At 50.5% G+C, this 19,285-nt stretch carries 18 protein-coding genes and 1 pseudogene; 14 read left to right on the forward strand and 5 right to left on the reverse strand.

The genetic code is table 11. The features are described 5' to 3' along the window. Positions 1-125: 125 nt before the first annotated feature. From H043_RS29905 to H043_RS0120865, 3 genes are all read left to right on the forward strand, one after another. Positions 126-938: an inositol monophosphatase family protein gene (locus H043_RS29905; protein ID WP_081730258.1), complete on the forward strand. Its 813-nt coding sequence runs from the start codon at positions 126-128 to the stop codon at positions 936-938. A gap of 298 nt (positions 939-1,236) precedes the next feature. Then, positions 1,237-1,530 carry a hypothetical protein gene (locus H043_RS0120860; protein ID WP_027613468.1) on the forward strand — a complete coding sequence of 98 codons (294 nt, stop codon included), beginning with the start codon at positions 1,237-1,239 and terminating at the stop codon, positions 1,528-1,530. Positions 1,531-1,545: 15 nt separating this feature from the next. Then, positions 1,546-2,148 carry a hypothetical protein gene (locus tag H043_RS0120865; RefSeq protein ID WP_027613469.1) on the forward strand — a complete coding sequence of 201 codons (603 nt, stop codon included), beginning with the start codon at positions 1,546-1,548 and terminating at the stop codon, positions 2,146-2,148. 732 nt (positions 2,149-2,880) lie between these two features. Here H043_RS0120865 and H043_RS0120875 read toward each other — a convergent pair. Together H043_RS0120875 and H043_RS0120880 are read right to left on the reverse strand one after the other, a co-directional pair. Continuing rightward, a complete protein-coding gene (locus H043_RS0120875) occupies positions 2,881-3,888 on the reverse strand; it encodes a YiiX/YebB-like N1pC/P60 family cysteine hydrolase (protein ID WP_049827926.1) in 1,008 nt (335 codons plus the stop codon). Between the two features lie 71 nt (positions 3,889-3,959). Beyond that, positions 3,960-5,003 carry a hypothetical protein gene (locus H043_RS0120880; RefSeq protein WP_027613472.1) on the reverse strand — a complete coding sequence of 348 codons (1,044 nt, stop codon included), beginning with the start codon at positions 5,001-5,003 and terminating at the stop codon, positions 3,960-3,962. Positions 5,004-5,381: 378 nt separating this feature from the next. Here H043_RS0120880 and H043_RS0120885 point away from each other — a divergent pair, with 378 nt between their 5' ends. From H043_RS0120885 to H043_RS0120925, 9 genes are all read left to right on the forward strand, one after another. Beyond that, on the forward strand, positions 5,382-6,596 hold the full coding sequence (locus H043_RS0120885) for an ABC-three component system protein (protein WP_027613473.1): 1,215 nt from the start codon (positions 5,382-5,384) through the stop codon (positions 6,594-6,596). Next, entirely contained in the window at positions 6,593-7,078 is a 486-nt protein-coding gene (locus tag H043_RS0120890) for a three component ABC system middle component (RefSeq protein ID WP_027613474.1), read from the forward strand. The genes H043_RS0120885 and H043_RS0120890 overlap by 4 nt, the downstream gene beginning before the upstream one ends. Further along, positions 7,075-9,012: a DUF3732 domain-containing protein gene (locus H043_RS0120895; protein WP_027613475.1), complete on the forward strand. Its 1,938-nt coding sequence runs from the start codon at positions 7,075-7,077 to the stop codon at positions 9,010-9,012. Before H043_RS0120890 ends, H043_RS0120895 begins: the two co-directional genes overlap by 4 nt. Before the next feature lie 274 nt (positions 9,013-9,286). Then, entirely contained in the window at positions 9,287-10,408 is a 1,122-nt protein-coding gene (locus H043_RS0120900; protein WP_027613476.1) for a hypothetical protein, read from the forward strand. Positions 10,409-10,663: 255 nt separating this feature from the next. After that, entirely contained in the window at positions 10,664-11,533 is an 870-nt protein-coding gene (locus H043_RS29240) for a hypothetical protein (protein ID WP_049827927.1), read from the forward strand. An 85-nt stretch (positions 11,534-11,618) separates the two neighbouring features. After that, the gene (locus tag H043_RS0120910) at positions 11,619-13,037 is read left to right on the forward strand and encodes a hypothetical protein (protein ID WP_027613477.1); all 1,419 of its coding nucleotides are present in this window, start codon (positions 11,619-11,621) and stop codon (positions 13,035-13,037) included. Between the two features lie 89 nt (positions 13,038-13,126). Continuing rightward, on the forward strand, positions 13,127-13,606 hold the full coding sequence (locus H043_RS0120915) for a hypothetical protein (protein ID WP_027613478.1): 480 nt from the start codon (positions 13,127-13,129) through the stop codon (positions 13,604-13,606). 206 nt (positions 13,607-13,812) lie between these two features. Then, complete coding sequence (locus H043_RS0120920) at positions 13,813-14,031, forward strand: hypothetical protein (protein ID WP_027613479.1); 219 nt, start codon at positions 13,813-13,815, stop codon at positions 14,029-14,031. Between the two features lie 67 nt (positions 14,032-14,098). Beyond that, the gene (locus tag H043_RS0120925; RefSeq protein WP_027613480.1) at positions 14,099-14,653 is read left to right on the forward strand and encodes a restriction endonuclease; all 555 of its coding nucleotides are present in this window, start codon (positions 14,099-14,101) and stop codon (positions 14,651-14,653) included. A gap of 45 nt (positions 14,654-14,698) precedes the next feature. Here the strand turns inward: H043_RS0120925 and H043_RS30770 are convergent, their stop codons facing one another. Together H043_RS30770 and H043_RS0120940 are read right to left on the reverse strand one after the other, a co-directional pair. Next, positions 14,699-14,914, reverse strand: a complete 216-nt coding sequence (locus H043_RS30770) for a hypothetical protein (RefSeq protein WP_027613481.1) — start codon at positions 14,912-14,914, stop codon at positions 14,699-14,701. A 642-nt stretch (positions 14,915-15,556) separates the two neighbouring features. Next, complete coding sequence (locus tag H043_RS0120940; RefSeq protein WP_027613483.1) at positions 15,557-16,114, reverse strand: hypothetical protein; 558 nt, start codon at positions 16,112-16,114, stop codon at positions 15,557-15,559. Positions 16,115-16,359: 245 nt separating this feature from the next. On the opposite strand from H043_RS0120940, the gene H043_RS0120945 reads away from it, so the two are divergent. Continuing rightward, complete coding sequence (locus tag H043_RS0120945; protein WP_027613484.1) at positions 16,360-16,830, forward strand: helix-turn-helix domain-containing protein; 471 nt, start codon at positions 16,360-16,362, stop codon at positions 16,828-16,830. 171 nt (positions 16,831-17,001) lie between these two features. Further along, positions 17,002-17,609: pseudogene (locus H043_RS29245) on the forward strand (histidine phosphatase family protein); the annotation flags it as partial. A gap of 365 nt (positions 17,610-17,974) precedes the next feature. Here H043_RS29245 and H043_RS0120955 read toward each other — a convergent pair. Further along, entirely contained in the window at positions 17,975-19,276 is a 1,302-nt protein-coding gene (locus tag H043_RS0120955) for a hypothetical protein (protein ID WP_027613486.1), read from the reverse strand. Positions 19,277-19,285 lie beyond the last annotated feature (9 nt).

The raw sequence follows: 19,285 nt of genomic DNA on the forward strand, positions 1-19,285 counted from the left end.
AGTAGGCCTAGTAATGCGCAATTTCGACCTCGATCTATGGCTTGAATCGCAGCTCCGACTAGAAGGTAGGTGTACGCTCGTCTAGAGGTCTCAGCTCCCCCTGTTAATTAACTCGAAAGATCCCCATGACTAATCAATGGCTGCAGCACATTCTCCACCAAGTGATCGAATCCGTAGAGCGAGTGGGTGTTTTATTGGCACAGGAATGTGTACGTCCAGGCGGCCGGAGAGGGTCAGGAGACAAAGCAGAGATTGATGTAGAGATTGAGGTTCTGCTCCGGGCCGAACTGCTGGCCCTCGTGGATTGCGATTGGTGGGGCGAGGAAACAGGCCATGTTCTTACTGGATATCCATTCTGTTGGGTCGTCGACCCTAACGATGGCACCAGTGATTTCTTGAGAGGCCTCGCAGGTTCTGCCATATCTGTTGGGTTGCTCCATGACGGCAAACCGGTGCTTGGGGTAGTACACGCGCCTGTTACGCCGTCCGGCGCCTCTGACTGCATTGCCTGGGCAAAGGGTATGGATCATCTGCTCAGAAATAACAATCGCATCGTCGTCGACCTCTCTGATCAAAAACTTTCCGAGACGTCCACCGTGATGGTTAGCGCTGCAGCTGCTGACAAGCCCGATATCAATAACCTGCTGTGCGCGCCGGCAGAGTTTTACGCCATGCCATCCATTGCATATCGCCTCGCTAAAGTTGCTGCAGGAGACGGGGTTTGTGGTATCTCGCTTTACCCTGTTAGCGCTCATGATGTAGTGGCTGGTCATGCGCTGCTGAGTGGTGCCAAGGGGGTGCTGATTGGCGAGGATGGGACTCCAATTCAATACACGACTGAGGCCACCATGGCGAAGGTATCTGGACGTGTATTCGGTGGCGCACCAGACGCATGCAGCGAGCTCAATAAACGGGACTGGAATAAGGTGTTTGAGTAAAGCTGACTGCATGCAAAATTCAGTCAGAAGGCTTATTCCTGCAGACTGGCGTTTGGCCCGCCCTTCGGGCCAGCTGTCGTGAATCAAGCCAGCCATTTTCAATGGCTATCTTGCCCCTCCGGGCTTCCATCTTCGTGCCTGCGCGCTCCGCTTGCCTGATGTGACAGTCCTTCAACGCATCAGTCCAAGCTGCCGCACTTGGGCAAACCTGTATCTCCCAAAAAAAATCACTTCATGCTCAAGGTTTTCCAAAACCAACCGTTTGTCATAGGTATGTACTCCCGTTGAGCGAACCGCTTTGATCCCACCAACCGATGATTACGCACAGCGTTTGAGTGCCGCCATTCCGTTTCCCAAGACGACCCTGGGCAAACGCCAGCACAGTGCCTGGCAACGTCTGATCAGCGTCATCAAGTATTCAGAAACCCTTTCTGCATTTGATAAAGCAGCAGCATATGTAGAGGGCTACGCACATGCGCTGGTCGACAGCGACCAGATCGACATCTCCATCGAACGAGATGTGTTGATCATCGAGACTGTCGACGCTTGGCGATGCGCCCGTGTTGGCTCCAGCACCTCCACCTATTTGTAGCCACCAGTGAGTACCATGACTTCTATTTTCCAACGCTATGCCGACGACGAACCGTCTGAATTACGCATCCAGATGCCGCAGCGGGCTCTGGCTACAACCGTCAGTCATTACCCAATTGATGTTCTGGTAGGCCACTGGGAAATGTATCTGGTTGACTCCTCCTCCGCTCACGATAGGTTTCCATGGGCTGGACGATTTGTCATGGGTATGCCCGTACCCACTTGGGCGCGCGGATTGGAGTGGAACGTAGGCCAGCAGGCACGTTTTATTAGCGCTGTTTGGTCAGGGGGAGACTTGGGAAGCTACCTTACAAACGATTGGAGCGAGCCGGCGAGCACTGGCAGGGCATTGGCGGAGAACAGCGAGGTTCTGGTCGATGGTCAGCAACGTCTGCACAGCCTGGAAGAGTATCTCCTCGACCGGCTGGCGATCCCTGATGCACAAGGACAGCCAAGGATTTGGTCTGAGCTCGGCAACGGTGAAAGGAAACGCTTTCTGTCGACGATCTTTACCCATGTCAGGGTGTCGTCTGGTGACGAGGAGGCATTGCGCAGGACATACGATCTTTGCGCGCTGGGTGTAGTGCCTCGGTCATTTGATCAACGAGCTGTTCGGTAACCTTTTAATCAAGGCGGTCGGGCGTATCCCTTCGGGATCGGCTGTCGTAAACCGAGCCCCGCTACGCCGGGTTTCGGCCCTTCGGGCTTCCATCCTTACGCTCTTCGACCATCATGGTCTGCGCGCTCCGCTTGCAGAGCGAGCCGACTCACCTTCTTGCTTGGACATTGGCTAACGCTCCCACATACTGCTGAGCATCCGATCAAAGATGAGGCCGGGCAAATGGGTTGGCTATTTTGGAAAGACAAGCGGCCCGAGTGGGTTCAGGCAGAGGAACGGGAATTCATCAAGGCTGCGAACAGTCTGAAATCGCTCCAGGTAACGCCTCGCGGTGGCATGAGGATTGATCCTGAAGAGCTCAGGGATCAGATCCTAGAGTCACGAAAACGATACAAAGATCTGGTGAAGAGATAGCGGTGGCGAAGGGGCAACTGGCTCGGTGCCTGACTCAGCTGTTCACGCGGGAGCGGTTTGGTGCGTGCCCTTTGCGGGGAGTAGCTCTCGTGAGCCGAGCCCTGGCAAACCTGCGTTTCGCACCCTTCAGGCATCCATCCTGCACGCCGCGTCCTCCACTTCCGTCTGTCACTCTCAGTATTCGACACACCAAATTCGCGCACGAGGAACACTCAACCTTGATCAACCAGGCTCACGACTCTCTAATGATTGTGCCTCCCTCTCTGCTGGCAACCCGACCAGACTGCAAAAGTCTTGATGGGCGCGAGCTAAATTTTCTTACAAACCTTTCCCTTCGAGTGTGCGGATAACCAACTGGGCCGACTCCATCCTCTTCGTATGGAGTTCAACCAGTAGCGTGTAGAGTTCATGCTCAAGCTGAAAGTAACGGCGCGGGAACCGCCCATTGAGTTCATGATATTGTGAATGGCAAAAAGAAAATCGTTTAATCGCCTCTTTTGCACTACCAACTTCATATCGAGCGGATTCGACCACCTTATCAGTGGGGATATCCAGATTCAGAAAGCTTTCAGAGCTATAGCGCCATGGGTTGATAGAAACATCCAACCTCCAGAAATCAAGATAGCCTGAGCGCTGTAAAGCTTCCGAAATGGCGGCGTCGTACTCTGGATGATCCACTACACACTGCGCGACCTGTTCATGCATCTGGATGTCCAACCCGGAAATTTTCCGTACATCCTCGAGGAACTGATTGGTGCCACGTCGTTGTACTTCAAGTGGATTGAAGCTATTGGCAAATTCGACTTCGCTTGGTGACGCCTCCCGCACACACTCAGGTACCTCGATGAGTACAGAAGACTCAAAAATATCCTGAGGCGTACAGTAGTTGGCGTCGGCCACCAAAGGGAAAGCGGCCTCAGCAAAGGCCAGGGCCACAAGGCGTGAACAGAACTGTCGGTTTTTTAGATCACTCCTCAGCTTTTTTACAATAACTCCAGCAGCCTCTCGCTTGGAATACTGCGTTCCGACCTTGCGGCGAGCATACGTGACGACCTCGCTCACGATACTACTTCGATTCAGCCGCTCTACTCGCAACACGGTCGCACGGCAAGGCGAATCCAGCAAAAGGCGCTGAAGGTTGTCGGCATGGACACCCGTTAAGTCAGAGTGAATATAACTCCCTCCCCCCACGTAAAGCATGGCATGAGAGTAATCACTTTTGATCAGTTTACGAATACCGACACTGGGAATTGCCCCCACACTTGTTAGAAGAATGTCTCCCACCTCAAGCTTGGAAATGTCCAGTACGTAGTATTTGGTCGGCATTGAATAATCCATATCGTTGTCGAAATCTCAGCTCACTGCGTAAGGGCGAGGTACTTTAGGTTTCGAGAGGATCAATCTTCACGCATGAATTTTTCATACGCATAAGCGTGATAGGAGCACCGACCATCGTTATCTTGATCTTCTTGTCCTAGTGCCTCACCGCAGTCTTCGCATTCGGTGTAATCCAGTTCGCTAGCGCACCACAGGCAAGCTTGATGCTCGACAACGAAAGCTTCCCGGTCACACTCGATACAACGCTCCAGAGTGGGTTCTTCGCCATCACGTGGATCATAGCTGTGCGCTTTACCTAGTGCTTCCAGTAACAACGGCGCAATCAGCTCTCGATGGCCGCACGTGACGCACATCGCGGAAAAACGCGTGTCATCGGACTCGACGGTCTCACCAGCATCGATGTTCTCCTGATCCGGCTTCAGGAGTGTGGAAGCGCATTCAGAGCATTTACATTTCTCCAGCCACTCGTACATTCCATCAGGAACTCCAGCTTCCGCCCAGGCCTCGTCGCACTCCTCTTTGATTTCCGCGACGAAGTCGTGATGGAGCAGCATGATTTGCCAGGCTTGACCCAGAATGGCAGCAGGTTCTTCCTCAAGCTCATCGCGAATGAAGTCTCGAAGTATCGGAAATAATTCCGCCACAAAATCGGCGACTTCGCCCAAGGTATGGGCTGGATGAAGGTGCTCCAGGTGATTGCGGCACGACTGAAGCTTGTAGATGACTTCCCAATCGATCTCGATATCAAAAGCATCAAAACGCTTTTTGATCGTTGCCACATCGATGGTTGTGTCCCTGAAGCGCCCGACAGGCTGCCAAGTGACTCCACCGTCGCCGTCTGGGCTTGGCAGAATTTCTGGAGGGTTAAATATCAGGGCAGCCGCATCGGCTGGCTCATCAACGCTGCTTGCAATTTTGTACTTGAAAAGCAGCAGAACCCCAGCAAAGAGGTTCCGGATCGAAGAAAGCGCTCTGGCCGGGTCGGGATTCTCACCACCTTGGCTGCGTTCGAAGTCTTCCATGCCAAGACGAATTGATGTGAGGGCGTTTTCGCGCAATTTCGCGGCGTCAAGAGTCGGCTTGGTTCTTTGAATTCGAGCCATTTGAGAAATCCTTATCGATGATGGCTATCTGATTCTAAATAGTAAGACAGCTTCAACAAATATTTTCCAGTCTCGATTTTTGTCAGGGCCCATCATCGTAGCGGCGAGCTGTACTCGCGCTGATGGTGTGCTGAGGGCCGTCCATATTCCTGCCATTTATAGCGCTGCGGTAAGCAGGACAAACTCTTCACGTTGCAGGCACTAGCTAGAAACGTGAGCTATAAGCTTGTTTGTGCTTATAAGGTACTTAGAGTTCCGGAAGGCTTCACTCTGCATGCAAGCAACGTTCTGTCCCTTCGGCCCCAAAATAGTGGCATTCTGTTACCATACGATGCGTAAGTCTGTAACGACTTCACTGAATACAACAGGAGCCAAGGAATGGTGGCCGATTTATCAAGTGGTTCAACGGGGCACGAAGCCGGCGCTTCCGCATTAGGCTTTTACTACCAAGCCCACTACGCCTTGCTGTCGCTGTTACGACATTCCACGGATGAGTCAGCAGTTTCCGTCGAACGACTCGATGACGTGCTACTGGAAGTGAAGGGCGAGCACCTGCTTATTCAACTTAAGCATTCTCTCTCTAAACGGCCACCCCCCGTCTCACTGAGCTCAACAGCGTTGTGGAAGACGATCAAGGTGTGGATCGATACGCTACCGAATGTTTCTCTCGCATCGACCAAATTCCATTTGATCGCCGTTGGAGCGATACCAAGCGGATCTCCGTTGCTTTCATTGTGTGAACAAAACACTGATAGGCGTCCGCTTCTCATGGCGATGATTGAGGAGGCAAAACGAGTCGTTGACCTACGTACTACGTCCAGTAAAAAAATCCTCCCCTTTGCAGATCGCGCGCCAGGATGTGAGGCATTCTTGGCGTTAAGTGATTCGGCTCGTTCCAATCTGCTTAATCAAATCGAGATCTTCCCGAACAGCCCGGATATTACCAAGATCGAATATTTGATAGGGCAACAGCTGAAATTTACACCTGTTGAGTACCGCCCTCGTGTCGTAAAGAGACTCGTCGAGTGGTGGGGCCTTCAGATAGTACATTCTCTGTGCGGTATGAGAGACCGAGCGATCTCGTTTACAGAGCTGCAGCAAATGTTGATCGAAATCGAAAGCGACTTGGTAGAGGACAACTTGTCTTGGGAGTTTGAGGACGCGATGTTCCCCCCAGGCCATTTGCCTCACCGCATCCTTGAGCGGCAGATTTCCTTGGTAAACGGCAGCAAAGTTGACTTGAAACGTTCCACCCGAGATCAATGGCGATCCCATGAGCAACGATCTAGCTGGGTTTCCGATAATCCCGGTATGAAGCTCAAGGTCGCCAGATACGACTCCCGATTGATCGAACACTGGTCTGACTTGCATGAGCAAATGGTGTTGGACTGCGAGAATCAAGACGAAGCGACTAAGCGAGAAAGTGGCCTTAAGCTCCTGAGATGGACATATGACGAAGCTCCAAAGAATGTGGAACCCATCTCTACACCAAGCCGCCATTTCTATATCCGAGGCACCTACCAAACCCTTTCGATAGACCGTCGAGTAGGCTGGCATCCTGACTATATAGATCTTCTGGAGGATGAGTCTTGATAGTCGCTCACGACCTCTATGCTGAAACGAATCCTGCGTTCTGCTCCTACATCCTTGCAACATTCGCATCGGCCTACGAGCAGGAGAAGTCCAGCGGCCCAGAGATGTTGCTCTGCTATGCAGCACTGCCCATTGCACTATCAGGCGATCTGGAAAAAACGTTCTCCGGGACGAACCGCCTGACCGGGCTTCTCGAGTGGCTACAAAGAAATCCGGTCGTCCAGATTGATCTCCGTGAACGCATCGATAACTCGGCAGAAATCGTTACCGAAGCAATCCAGTTCGGCTGTTTTTCGAAGCTCCTGACTATCAATGAACAAGGCCTTGTGTCGACAGGGCCGAAATCCACGAACAAGAGCGCGATCAATCGGCTTGGCTCTCCTAATCTGAATGCCTTCAAACGTGCCAGGTCATTGGGACATTGGATGGCAATGGCGGGGAGCACCCGCACGACACTCAACATGATGGGGTTGACTGTATGAGTCGCTGGAACATCGCGAGCATCTTTTTCCTTGGGGAAGAAGGTCGACTGAGAACAATCACCCTAGAGCCAGGTGTAAACATCATCACCGGCGCCTCTGGTACTGGAAAATCTACGCTCATCAAGGCCATCGATTACTGCCTGGGATCGAGCGAATGCGAGCTCGCAGCGTATGTACGTCGTCACAGCATCGCTGTTGGAGTCAAATGGATTTCCGATTGTGGTGAAATGATCACGGGCCGCATTGTTCCACCACTCGCTCAGAAGAGTAGCGGAAGCATGTTTGTTAGCACCGGCAGAGATCTGCCACTGCCTCGGACTATAAGTGAGTTCGAAGGTGCTACTACCCTCAAGTCAGCGAAGGCACTCATAGAGCGCGCCTTTGGGATTGGAGATCTTGCCGGAGACTCGCGTGAAGCTGGCGTGCAGCGCTGGCGTGCGTCAGTGCGCCACGCCACAGCCTATATGTTTGTGACCAAAGAAGTCATCAACAACGAGAAGGCCCTACTCCACGGATTAGATCAGGCAGACGAAGCGAAAGGGATCATTGAAACGATGCCCTATTTTCTTAGGGTTGTGGACGAAGAGTCCGTGATTCATGAACGAAAGCTCCGTGAACTGCGCCAACGATATGATCGGGAAGAGCGCCGTCAGCGCACCCAGAAAGCGTCCGACAGTGAGTTCAGGACAGTGGCGATGCGGCTTTTGATGGACGCTCAGCGATGCGGCATGATCAGTGTTCTCCCGGACAGGCAAATTACGGAAGAGGGTCTTAAAGCCGCCCTTGATGCAGCTCGAAGAAGCCCTGCAAGTCGCTCGGTCAATCCTGACGAAAGTGAGCTGCCAGCCTTATACGCTGAGCGAAGGAAGCTACTGAGCCTGTTGGACAATCAACGTCGCAAAGTGCGTGCAACTCAAACCGTGCTAACAGAAATGGAAGACTTTAGAGGCACAGTACAGCGCCAGTACGAAAAGCTGGAGCTTTCAGAACACATTAGTAAGATAGGTGAAGTGTGTCCGGTATGCGATGCGCCTTCCCAGAAGGGTAGGTTAATTGCAGGTGCTTTGCAGGCCACCCTTCAGATCATCCGCTCAGAAAGTGTTGCTGTCGAAAGCGTAAAGCCCCGACTTGTGGAGCACGACCAAGTGCTTCATGACGAACTCAGAGACATCAATCTCGATCTCAAGGCGGTGAATGAGAGGATTGCAACATGGGTGCGGCAAAACGAAGAAAACAAAAGGTTTGAGTCGGCTTCGACTTACCGTGCGAACCTGCTAGGAAAAATTTCACTCTTTCTTGAGCTCAGCCCTGCTCAACGGACTGCGGCTGTTAGCCTTGATGTGTTGCGTACTCAGATCGAGGAGCTGGAAGCGAAGGTCGACCATGCTGCCAGGAAGGTGCTCTTAGATAGAGCGCAACGCAAGGTCTCGGAGAGAATGACAAAGTCAATCGTTGACCTACCGACCAAAGAGCCATGCTTCGACGTAGACATTGAATTTTATGCACGCCCACCCGAAGTGGCGGTCATTGAACGGGGTCAGAATGCCGTCTTGCGAATGATAGACCTAGGCTCCGACGAAAACTGTCTAGCGATTCATGTTTCCCTCACTTTTGCCTTGCAATCGTTCTTCAAAGAAGTAGGAGCGCCAGTACCAGGCTTCCTGGCTTTCGATCAGATAAGCCGCCCCTACTATCCTACTCGTGGTGAAGATGAAACCTTCATCACAGGTGAAGACGAAGAGATTATGGCAATGCGCAAGCACATCAATTTCTTATTTAAAGAAACGGCGACCCAAAAGGATCTCCAGGTACTACTAATCGAACACGCCTACTTCGCTGATGATCCCCGCTTTGTGAGTGCGACAAGGGAACGATGGACTCGTACCTCTGGTAATGCATTGATCCCTATGGATTGGCCGCAGCGATCTGAGTAGTAACCTCAGTCGCTGTAGCGCTGTTAGCCAAAAATTTAGATTTCCAGACAGAGCAAAAAAAGCCGCCCTTTTGGGCGGTAGCATCTCGCCAATTACGATCACTTGTGGGTCACTTTAAGATTCATCAGGAGGTCGTTTTGAGAAGCATGGAAAGCTTCTGACTTAGAACCCTGTAACCACGGTAGACCATATGAATACAGCCTGCCTCCACACGTAACCACGATTTGCATCGCGGCCCGATAAATTCGACACACAACATAGCTAAGGAAGCCTGATGAACGATTTGCCTCAAAGTGTCATATCGATATTCAATGACCACCCAGAGCTTCAGAAAATTATTCCCCACCCGGTGCAGCTAACGGATCATGCACTTTTAGATTCCGTAACTACAGCCCTTTCCAAAGTCTACGGAAAACTGCAACATGACGACTTCTATCAAGTTATGTTCAAAAATGGCTCTAGTCAAGATTTACTAGCTCTAAAAAATGGTGAGCTGGCTGGTTTCCTGACAACCACCTGCGTAAATAAAGGAAAATTCAGTGACGTTGCTGGCCTTAAGAAGGTCAACGACGCGCTGAGCATGCCTCTTCTTCACAGCATGCTTAATGTAATGATCTACCGGTCACTAAAAGCTGAACTATCCTATATATCACATATCGTAACCGACATCCGAAACGACCAAATCCTAACTCGCCAAGCAATTTTCGAACGGATCAATGAAGTCATCATTGATTGTTACCACTCCATTCCCGACGCCGCCTTGGACGAAACACTCCGAGGCATTCAGTTAACTCGAATAATTAAAAACTCCGACGACTGCTTTGAACTATATGTACAACAAAGAGAAGAACTAAAAACACTCATTAAACAAGTTCCACAATGCCACGAACTTTACTACCCTGCAGGTAGCTACCAAGATGGACAGGGGTACTATTCACAATTTAATATTGAAAATTTTTTCAAATTTAAAGTCCTCAACCACAGTGTATTTTCGCTATTTGAGAGAATGACTGCCACCAAAGTATGCGAGCTTCTTCTAAGCGAGAACTACTCAGAAAACAACTATACACGGATTCGCCGTCAGCTTGTGAAGATAGCCGGCGAGATCCGCGAATGCTTGACCCCTACAATCTCAAAATTGGATTCTGCATCCGACAAGATGCAGAGAGAATCAGCCGACCAGCATATTACACGGCATGAAGAAAGTATTCGAATAGAGGCATTAAAAAGGCAACAACAGGGAGCTGAGCTTCTCAGAGGCCTCTTAGAGGAAAAACTAGAAGGTAAGCTCAGAGGCCTAGAGCTACTTAAACAATCATCAGCTAAGGGTGAGTGGAGTGTATTTCTGCTCAATGGCGTGTTGCTAGTCAACAATGGAAGCCAAAATAATGCATAGATATCTGACTCCTGAATTCTAATGCCTGCGCGACTCCCTGATCGTAGATGGGAATGACCACTTAACTCAGGCATCCATGCGCCTAGCTTAACTTTCTTAAGTTTATGAATTCAATGGCGCATTAGCAAACGGAAAAGCCTCCTCTCAACAAAACAGTGATAAAAAATTAAACCTTAGTAGACAACCTCAGAAACTCACAACATGACCACACCAAAAAACGTTTACTCCCCCCACACCCTCAACTGGAATTAAAACATGAATCATGCTTTTGAAAATAAAAAAACGCAATACCAAGTTTCCAAACCAGTTGAGCTATTACTTTGGCTAATAATTCCATTCATACTTTCACTACGCTTCACTCTACTCATAGTTGCCGACCCTGACGAAGTTAGATACCTCTTTAGAGACAACTATTGGGATCTAATAATTACGACATTGATGATTGCTTTTCCAGTATTTTTTAATCAGATATTTGGAAGCCTTCCACTTCAGATCCTCTTAAAAAATAAAAATCCGAAACATCAATCTATAGTTAATATCGGCGGAGACTATATCGTATCATCTGATATTTCGAATGATTCAAGCAATCCTGAAAAAAGTAACTCCTCCGATGCGAGTGGTACGGCTCTTTTGTTCGCTAACGCTGTAAATTCGCGCAGCTTGGCCAAGGGGATTTATGGACGATCCGGCGTCTACTTGCTACTAGGTGTTTTGGTTGCATTTTCTGGATTGGTTTTCTTTTATACACAGACTGCCACCCTCAACATACCAACTGAAGCTAGTAATTTATTACTTCTGCTAGCACCCAAATTCGGCATATTATTTTTCATAGAATTTGTTGCGTTCTTTTTCCTACGACAATATCGGTCTGCGATGGATGAATTCCGCTACTACGAGTCCATTGCAAGGAAGCGAGAAGAGGTTAACGCATTACTCCGACTGTCCGCAGACTCAGACACAAACATCAAACTAATGGAGCTCATAAAAAACGACTCCTACTTCTCCAAAAGCTCCGTACTTGAAAAAAATCAAACCACGGAAATTATTGAAGCCAGAAAATTAGAAAAGGGTGAGATTGATCTTTTGGAAAAAGTGGTCGAAACGCTGGCTAAAGCCAAACGTTAGAGGGATTACTACTCCAGGCGCACAGTTACTCTCGGCTTAAGCCTGCCTCATCAGTTTTCATAGCTTCAGTGGAGTTAATTTATTTATGACCGCATCACATGCAGCGACGTACAATCGACCCGCAGACTGGCAACAGTTCGAGCGTCTATCAATAGCGCTGATGAGCTGTGTATTTGCAAGCAGATTCGACCAGTACGGTCGTGGTGGCCAACGGCAGGACGGTGTTGACCTCTTTTGTCGCCTGAAGGATGGCACACTAATCGCCGTTCAATGTAAAGGCCGAAACAGCAACCTTGGCAAAAAGCTAACAATTGCACAGGTTGACAAGGCTGTATCGGAAACGAACAGCTTTCCCTTCAAAATTGACCGCTTTTTCATTCTCACAACCGACCCGCATGACCGCTCTCTGACCAACCATGCACTTAAACTAACGCAGGAACGAGCCCTAACCGGCCAGGGAACCGTGGAAGTTTGGGGTTGGGGATCATTAGAAAACATCATCCGCGAGAATGCCTCACTGCAAGAATCATTCTACTCTGAGTACAAACCTAAGATTTTTATTCGGGGATGGATCCTAAGGGTCGGACTAGCGGGTTGCTTAGCCTTAATTGGCTTCGTCGTGGCCCACAAATATCTTGCTTACGAGGCGGACTCATTGCAGGTGAACGAGGCGACAATTGAAGGCCTCAGTGAGTATATGAATCTGAATGACCGACTGATTGATATCTATGAAAGCTGCCTTGGTATGTTGGATAAAAGCACGTTCGCCTTCTCCTATTCCTTCCAGCAGTTTTGCGTGATACCTGTGGAACGAACATTAAACGCCATGGAGCATCAAGTGCAACATGCCAGTTTTAAAATTGACACCGCAGCCATCAGTCAGTTGGACGTGTTGCTTGATCTCTTGAAAGAAGACTACAGGCAGGGATTAATCGCTAACCAAATGGTGGGCTATTTTGAGCAGGATATCAGGGAGAGCCAGAAAGCACTGTGCATTCCCAACAACTCTGATGCATCCGGTGAAATGATAAAGGGCTTAAGGAAGCCGGCTGATGCGGCAATGAATCGGCAGCTCGAATTCTATTTCATCCTTCGCGACTTCATCTTACCGGGCCTTCAATCTATGCAAGCGAATGTGTTGGTTGCGGCTCGGCAAAGCAATAGGCGCGGCATTTCAGAACAAATGCTGAGCGACGCTCTTAAATTGAGCGAGCTCCTTAAGCAACGCCACGAATATCGATTGGAGGAACCGTTGCAGCCATTTACTCTATCCGCAATTAAGCACATGAGCTCACGAGAAATAACAATTTCCGGCGATATGGATACCATGATTGAAGATGCACGCTTCGCTCAAGTTTTACGTGAAGGTTTTGGCGCTTCTTTTTTAGGTAAGCACGACGATGTGGATGCAATGATCAAGTGCGGTCTTTATAGAGCAGAGGCATCAGCAATCTTTCGTCAAGAGGAAGCTTCTATTGAGGCCTCTGCTACACCGTCCACCTAGAGCTCAGGCCAAGCTGTCACAGATCTCGCTCTGCTAACGCTACGTTTACAGTAAAATAAGATCAGGCTAAATGGATAGAGTTACGGCTCATGAACATGCCACTCTTCGACTTCGATCTCAAACGCGCATCCCGCGAAAACTACATAACAGGCAAGGCCGCCATCAATTTTCCACATCCTGGAGGCACTACTGGCGGATGGCATTTCCTTTCCTATTTTGATCGAGAATCCGGCGTGGCAAAGGTGTCGTTGGCAGGGATCCATTACCCTGAAACCACAGTCTACTTTGGCGACCTTGGCATCATCGACGTGACCGATGAGCTAGCGAAGCGCGGTTGGTCTGTGGACGGCCATCGCCTGTTCATGGCAGATCACTACAGAGCCGCTGCGGACATGATCGTGAGATGGGCATTGAGCGAGTCCAACCACTGCAGCGTCGAGATTGATGATTGGTTTCCCTCTCGTGCGGAGAGAGAGCGACTGATTGAGATTCTAGATACAGGAAGGTCGAAGCTTTCCGAGGTTGGCCGATGGCAAAAAGTGGAGGCTTGGCTGCGTACGCAAACCTGAAGCTCGGGTAGATAAGCTTTACCCATTGCGTGCTCCACAGACCAAGCACGGCGGGCAAGCACAGACGGTGAGTGCAGCCTTCTGGCCCCCTGTCCGCCCAGGTCGTGCTCTGCCAAAACATCGGGCAAACCTATGCGACTACCCGCACCGTTTGAGCCAGCGGTGAGATGAACTAGGCTTCATGCATCATCTCAAGGAAGACTACCATGCCAGATAATTTGAACTACAAGATCGCCACGGCGGACGCCTTGACATTGCTGCTGCATAACCAGCACGCACTAGGTGCAGCAATAGAAGAAATAACCAAGTGGCTTTCAGAAAATGGTGTGGGAAGCGTCGCCGCTCATGCGATGTCGGCCATGGAAGCGCTGGACGCAAATGCTCAAGCCATCACCGCTTCCATTTTGAGGATTCGACAGTCTTAAGTGCTGCTACCCCGAGCCCTGCGCACCTATCGCACACTGCCAATTCGACTGAACGATGAGGAAAAGAATGTTCCCACCAATGGCGAATCCCAACCTCGAAATTACCGCCACTGAATTCGAGTTCTTGGTCAGAGACTGGATCCTCAAACACGGAGGTGAACTGACATCGCTGGAGGTGAAGCACGACGTGAAGGTCGAGGCCTACGACTCAACCTACCAGATCGACGTGCTGGCGAAATTCCAGGCTTTTGCAGGGGCCGAATTCATCGTGCTGATTGAGTGCAAAAAATACCGTAACGCAGTCGAGCGAGAGCTAGTTCAGGTATTGCACGACAAGGTGAGATCTGTGGGCGCCCATAAAGGAATGCTGTTCACCATAACAGGGTTTCAATCCGGAGCTATACAATACGCAAGGGTGCATGGTATTGCGCTGGTGTCGATAATCGACGGTGCAGCAACCTATCATACCCGCTCGGCTTTTCCAGTTGATGCGAAGCCACCGGCCTGGCTAAACCTTCCGAAATTTTCGCTCTGGCACGTCGGTGAAAATGACGCAGGCAACATCACGATGAAATCCTTGGGGCGCGCTGATAAGGAGCTCAACGAGATGTTCGGCGACTAGACCTATCTCGACTAAGGATTCTTGGGATGCAGATATCTGAAGGCTCTACTGGCCTCCTAATTGGCACCAAGGGCCCCAAGATGGTGGATTCTCGATGATATCAATGGATGTACTGAGCTCGTGCTGCATGTGTTCGAAGACCCTATCGAGACCTGAATGTGCTTTCGATTCTCGCAGTGCATTCACCAACTCCAGAAGCTCTCGCCCCTGGGCTAGCGGCATCTGGATATCGCAGTACACCGTGTCATCCTTTTGTCCCATGCCCTCACCCGCTCAGTCATTTTACTGATGTCTTGCGGCCCTATGCTGCTCCAAGTGCTGCATCTCTGCTTCCCAACCCGCCAGGAATTTATCCCAGTCTGTAGCGTAATAGGCATCAACCAACCTGGTCGCCCCGATACGTGCCTGATGGAAACGCTCCCTCCAAGGCTGCGGAATAGTCTGCTCCAAGATGATGTCGATTCCGGAGTTATGACGCCTCACCGAGACAGAGTTACGAACCTCAATGAGTTCGAGTGGCTTATCGCGACAAGGGGTGTCGTATCGCTCTTGGATGTCGAGCTCATCAAGGATGGTAAGGAGCTCAGATGCAGTGGGGTCACCTGGACGAAAGCTTACAAGCGCCCACAGAGCTCTCCGCCTAGTTCTCTCACGCTTGCAGAGCAAATCGCAGGTCATTTCAGCCCCCCTTTACAACGCTGGCGGTAGTTATGGCGTGCCGCCTTCGGCGGATGGCTGGCGTGAACCGAGCCACGGCAAACCGCGTCTCGGCCCTTCGGGCTCTCATCCTGCACGCCTGCGCGCTCCGCTTGCATAATGCTTATGCGCGCCGGGATTTGCCTGAGTTCAGTTTCTAGCGAATGTGTGGGCCAATAATTTCGCTTTTCCCGCCAGCCGCGAACTTTACTCCTTATGAAACTTGCTGAATCGACTCGACAGCGTGGAAGGGGCAATAATTTCCCACGATTCCGGCCTCGAGGAGGCACTGAAAATTACCCAGGCACGCCAAAGGAAAAACAACGCAACCAACCCAGCTTCAACTATTGTCAGCACTGTAGCGTTATACATATAGCTTTGATCTTGTCCGAATAAGAAGATCAATGCGAATAAAGAAGGAAACCAGCCGATGAGAAATACCATGCAGAATGCGAGAGCAGCGGCGCCTGCTAAAATCATTGGTACCATGAGCCTAAAGGAAGTAGCGAACACTTTCTCACCACCTTCTTTTTGAACACCATAAATCACACCAATATTTTTTTCTTTTTTACTACTGTTCTTGAACATCCCATACAATGTCACACTTTGGCCAACCTCTAATTCTTCGTAAATCTTACTGGTCATTGTCAAATTAGGAATGCTAGATCCATCAATACTGATCTTGGCTTTATACCCACCGTTCATGGGCATCACAGATCGGACATAGTCGAGCGTTCCGGAAACTTTTAGGCACTCAAACTTCATTACAACATTTACCTTTTATTCACGTAATAGAGTTCTGGAGCAGTTGAAATCTACAGCTACCCCCAAATGTGACCATGTTCCGGTATCAGGGAGGTGCGCGCGGGAGCCCCTGCTGGGAGGAGCTCTGGCGTTTCCCTGCTGGTAGGCGATACGCAGGTGATATCAACCAGCCATACCCAAAGCTGAATATATTAGATGGAATGGGTTTTAGCAATGTGGCCTTATCCTCGCATTTGGAGATTCCAATGCTTGCTAGGGACTCACTTGCCGCTGTCCTACGCGTTCTCAGACGTGCACGTGATCTGAAAGCAGAGGATTTTTCGACTGGCATCGACCCCACTCACGTGAATAACCTTGAAAACGGTAAAGTCAGCGCATCGCTTGAAACGCTCGAATCCGTAGCAGAGATCCTTGACCTCAGAACAATCTCGTTGCTGGTACTCGCAACAAGTCTTCGCGAAAAAATATCGCCTAATGAGTTACTGGCCCAAGTAAAAACGGAAGTACGCGAGTTTTCTTCGCCACGTTTTCTAGCCGACTTCGCAAGCCAAATAGAAAATGGCAAGCTGGTGCGTAGACCTTCCGGAGCTCAGGTTTCTCAGGAAAAACTGGCTGCTGTGCGAGAGTGCAAGGTCGCGGGCATGACTCAGCGTGAGACCGTGATCAAGCTCGGTTTACCTGCCTCCACTGTGCAGCGTTACTGGCACAAGGAATAGTTTTCTCACTACAGTGCTGTCGGTATGCTCAGAGGCTCTGCACTGCCTATGCAGACCGCTGACCAAAGCGTTCTGATATCGTTGGGGCAACGATCCGTTGGCCCTATCTCATAAGCCGCCAATATCAGCAATGGATGGAACGCGCTGCGTACCAGCCTGTGAGAGTCTTCGATGAAGCATGTCAGGCTAATCAGGCACGGTGAAAGCGCGGCTAACGCCGGCAAAGCCAGTCTGGATCACGCGAGCATTCCTCTTACGCCAAAAGGTGTCGAACAAGCGCGCCTAGTGGCAGGGTCATTCGTCCAGGCCCCAGATCTGATCGTTGCCTCGCCATTCTCCCGAGCCAAGCAACTGCAATTCAGACAGTGGCTGATTTCCCTTCAGTACCATTCGAAATATGGCCCATCCAGGAATTCACTTACCTTGAACCCGCGCGTTGCACTAGCACAACCGTCGCGGATCGGCGCGAATGGGTGGAGGCGTATTGGGCCAAAGCAGATCCTGGTTCTACGGATGGTGAAGGCGCTGAGTCATTTCTAGATTTCATAGCTAGAGCTCAGTCTTTCCTGGAGCGTCTTGCTGAACATTCCGCCCAAGACATCGTAGCGTTTTCGCATGGTCAGGTTATCAACGCTGCAGCCTGGCTGATTGAGCACAAGCCGCTCGGCATTGATGGCGCAGCTATGTTGGACTGGCGTGATTATGAGATCGGTAACCACGTGCCCAATTGTGGTGGATGCCTACCCTTGAAAGATCCCGACGAAACCGGGTGGAGAGTATGTCGGTCAGCCCCTGAGGAGCCACGAATGGACGCAACTTGCCGCGTACCAGGAAAAGTCTATCAAGTCGCTCGTGATCCTGAGCGCCTGCTCATTGAAGAGCGCGCAGAGGCTCCTTCAGCAGCAGGTTATCCGACTCCAAATGATGATTCAGCCACGTACGCCGAACACGGCTGCAAGAGGCTAAAGCAGCTGCGTGTCTGACGCCCTTGAACATTCCCGCTGGAAAACCCTTGGGAGCTGAGTGACTTTGGGAGGAAAAGCGCTGCTGGCAAATCTCAGCGTCACGATTTGAGTCCGATTGCATTCTTCCGCACTCACATTTTAACTCCACGCGCACCCACCCACTGTAAAAGCTGGACGTTCTACTCACCGCCCTTGAGGAGTGGCGGTTTCCAGTCAGCGAAGTGCTTTAACGCATCAAGGTCGCCAATCAATTCCTTCGCGTTGGCCAGCCGCTCCATGACAGCCTCTCTCGACACACCATCCAATCGTTGTGCTGACCCTTCGATATCGGCAAAAAATGCGTGAATACTGTTCACTTTTGCCCACGTCTGGATTACGGCTTCCAGTTGCTCGCGACTTTCCTGTATGGCCTTGAGCTGGCGCTTTTCCTCCTCTTTTCTTTTCCATTCCGCCATTTGCAATTGGTGCTTTTGCCACTCGAGGTCGGCTTTCTCCCGTTCAAGCTTCACTTTCTCCGCAAGCCCTGGAGCTTCAGCGATCAATAGCTTCACGATGCTTGGGATCTTACTGATCAGATCGCCAGGCTTGTCTTCCTTCCAGCGCTGAACCCACTCTGCCCGATAGTACGGGGAGTAAACTTGAAGGCACAGTCGACCGCTGGGCATGTCGGCGCTCATTACCCATTCGTTTCGGAAGGGGGCAACGCGTTTTCTCTCTGGACGCGAACCCAGCCGGACTAACCTTTTATCTACGCTTTTGACTTCAACGTATTCGCTGATTTCGTAAATGGACAAACCAAAAACAACGCTTCCAACATGAACCACTGTCGGACGTTGGGGCTGCCAAAGCGAGGGATAGACGTATCTCGATGACGACTTGTCCCTATGATCAACTGGTTCGCGGCTCATGCGCTCGGCAGGATCGCTCAAGGTAACCGTAAGGCCTTTTTTCATAAACGCGAGGAACAACTGGTTTGCGAAGTCGACCGCATGAGTGACCCCACTGCGGCTTACTATTAAATCCGCCATCGCACGCTTTGTAGGCCTATCGTAGCCGTTCTCGCTTTCCCGCACTTTCTTGAAGTGATCTTCAATACTCAGTAAAAGTGGGTGCCTACGAGGTTGCATGTCAGAGTTGAGCGGTGTCTTCCGGCTCATTTGCTTTCGTTTTATAGGTGAGGATCGCGGAACCTGAAGCGGTGCTTCATTTCTGTTCCAAACAGTTGAATCGCCTGGTTGAGCCTCAGGCAAGACCGGGCGAGCTTTAGCTTTTCCTACCGCGATTTGCGCCCAGTAGCCAACGGGCGGTCTTGGAATATTCAGGCTGGCATACACCTTCGTGAGGTAGCTGGAGGAGACTCCATATCGCGAGCTAATTTTGGTCATTGGAGTCGACCAAGCCAGATCGAAAAGCGCTTCTCTCGTCACGACTTCATCCGACATATCACCAGCTGGGCTTTGAGCCTTAGGCATTCCTTCCATAGTGATCAC

The organism is Pseudomonas sp. URIL14HWK12:I6, assembly GCF_000514195.1.
In the GTDB taxonomy this organism is placed as follows: domain Bacteria; phylum Pseudomonadota; class Gammaproteobacteria; order Pseudomonadales; family Pseudomonadaceae; genus Aquipseudomonas; species Aquipseudomonas putida_A.

What these genes read in the sequence shown, in the direction of transcription:
- H043_RS29905 (WP_081730258.1), top strand. Translation starts at nt 126, where the DNA reads ATGACTAATCAATGGCTGCAGCACATTCTCCACCAAGTGATCGAATCC.
- H043_RS0120865 (WP_027613469.1), top strand. Translation starts at nt 1,546, where the DNA reads ATGACTTCTATTTTCCAACGCTATGCCGACGACGAACCGTCTGAATTA.
- H043_RS0120875 (WP_049827926.1), bottom strand. Translation starts at nt 3,888, where the DNA reads ATGCCGACCAAATACTACGTACTGGACATTTCCAAGCTTGAGGTGGGA.
- H043_RS0120880 (WP_027613472.1), bottom strand. Translation starts at nt 5,003, where the DNA reads ATGGCTCGAATTCAAAGAACCAAGCCGACTCTTGACGCCGCGAAATTG.
- H043_RS0120885 (WP_027613473.1), top strand. Translation starts at nt 5,382, where the DNA reads ATGGTGGCCGATTTATCAAGTGGTTCAACGGGGCACGAAGCCGGCGCT.
- H043_RS0120895 (WP_027613475.1), top strand. Translation starts at nt 7,075, where the DNA reads ATGAGTCGCTGGAACATCGCGAGCATCTTTTTCCTTGGGGAAGAAGGT.
- H043_RS0120900 (WP_027613476.1), top strand. Translation starts at nt 9,287, where the DNA reads ATGAACGATTTGCCTCAAAGTGTCATATCGATATTCAATGACCACCCA.
- H043_RS29240 (WP_049827927.1), top strand. Translation starts at nt 10,664, where the DNA reads ATGAATCATGCTTTTGAAAATAAAAAAACGCAATACCAAGTTTCCAAA.
- H043_RS0120910 (WP_027613477.1), top strand. Translation starts at nt 11,619, where the DNA reads ATGACCGCATCACATGCAGCGACGTACAATCGACCCGCAGACTGGCAA.
- H043_RS0120915 (WP_027613478.1), top strand. Translation starts at nt 13,127, where the DNA reads ATGAACATGCCACTCTTCGACTTCGATCTCAAACGCGCATCCCGCGAA.
- H043_RS0120920 (WP_027613479.1), top strand. Translation starts at nt 13,813, where the DNA reads ATGCCAGATAATTTGAACTACAAGATCGCCACGGCGGACGCCTTGACA.
- H043_RS0120925 (WP_027613480.1), top strand. Translation starts at nt 14,099, where the DNA reads ATGTTCCCACCAATGGCGAATCCCAACCTCGAAATTACCGCCACTGAA.
- H043_RS30770 (WP_027613481.1), bottom strand. Translation starts at nt 14,914, where the DNA reads ATGGGACAAAAGGATGACACGGTGTACTGCGATATCCAGATGCCGCTA.
- H043_RS0120940 (WP_027613483.1), bottom strand. Translation starts at nt 16,114, where the DNA reads ATGAAGTTTGAGTGCCTAAAAGTTTCCGGAACGCTCGACTATGTCCGA.
- H043_RS0120945 (WP_027613484.1), top strand. Translation starts at nt 16,360, where the DNA reads ATGCTTGCTAGGGACTCACTTGCCGCTGTCCTACGCGTTCTCAGACGT.
- H043_RS0120955 (WP_027613486.1), bottom strand. Translation starts at nt 19,276, where the DNA reads ATGGAAGGAATGCCTAAGGCTCAAAGCCCAGCTGGTGATATGTCGGAT.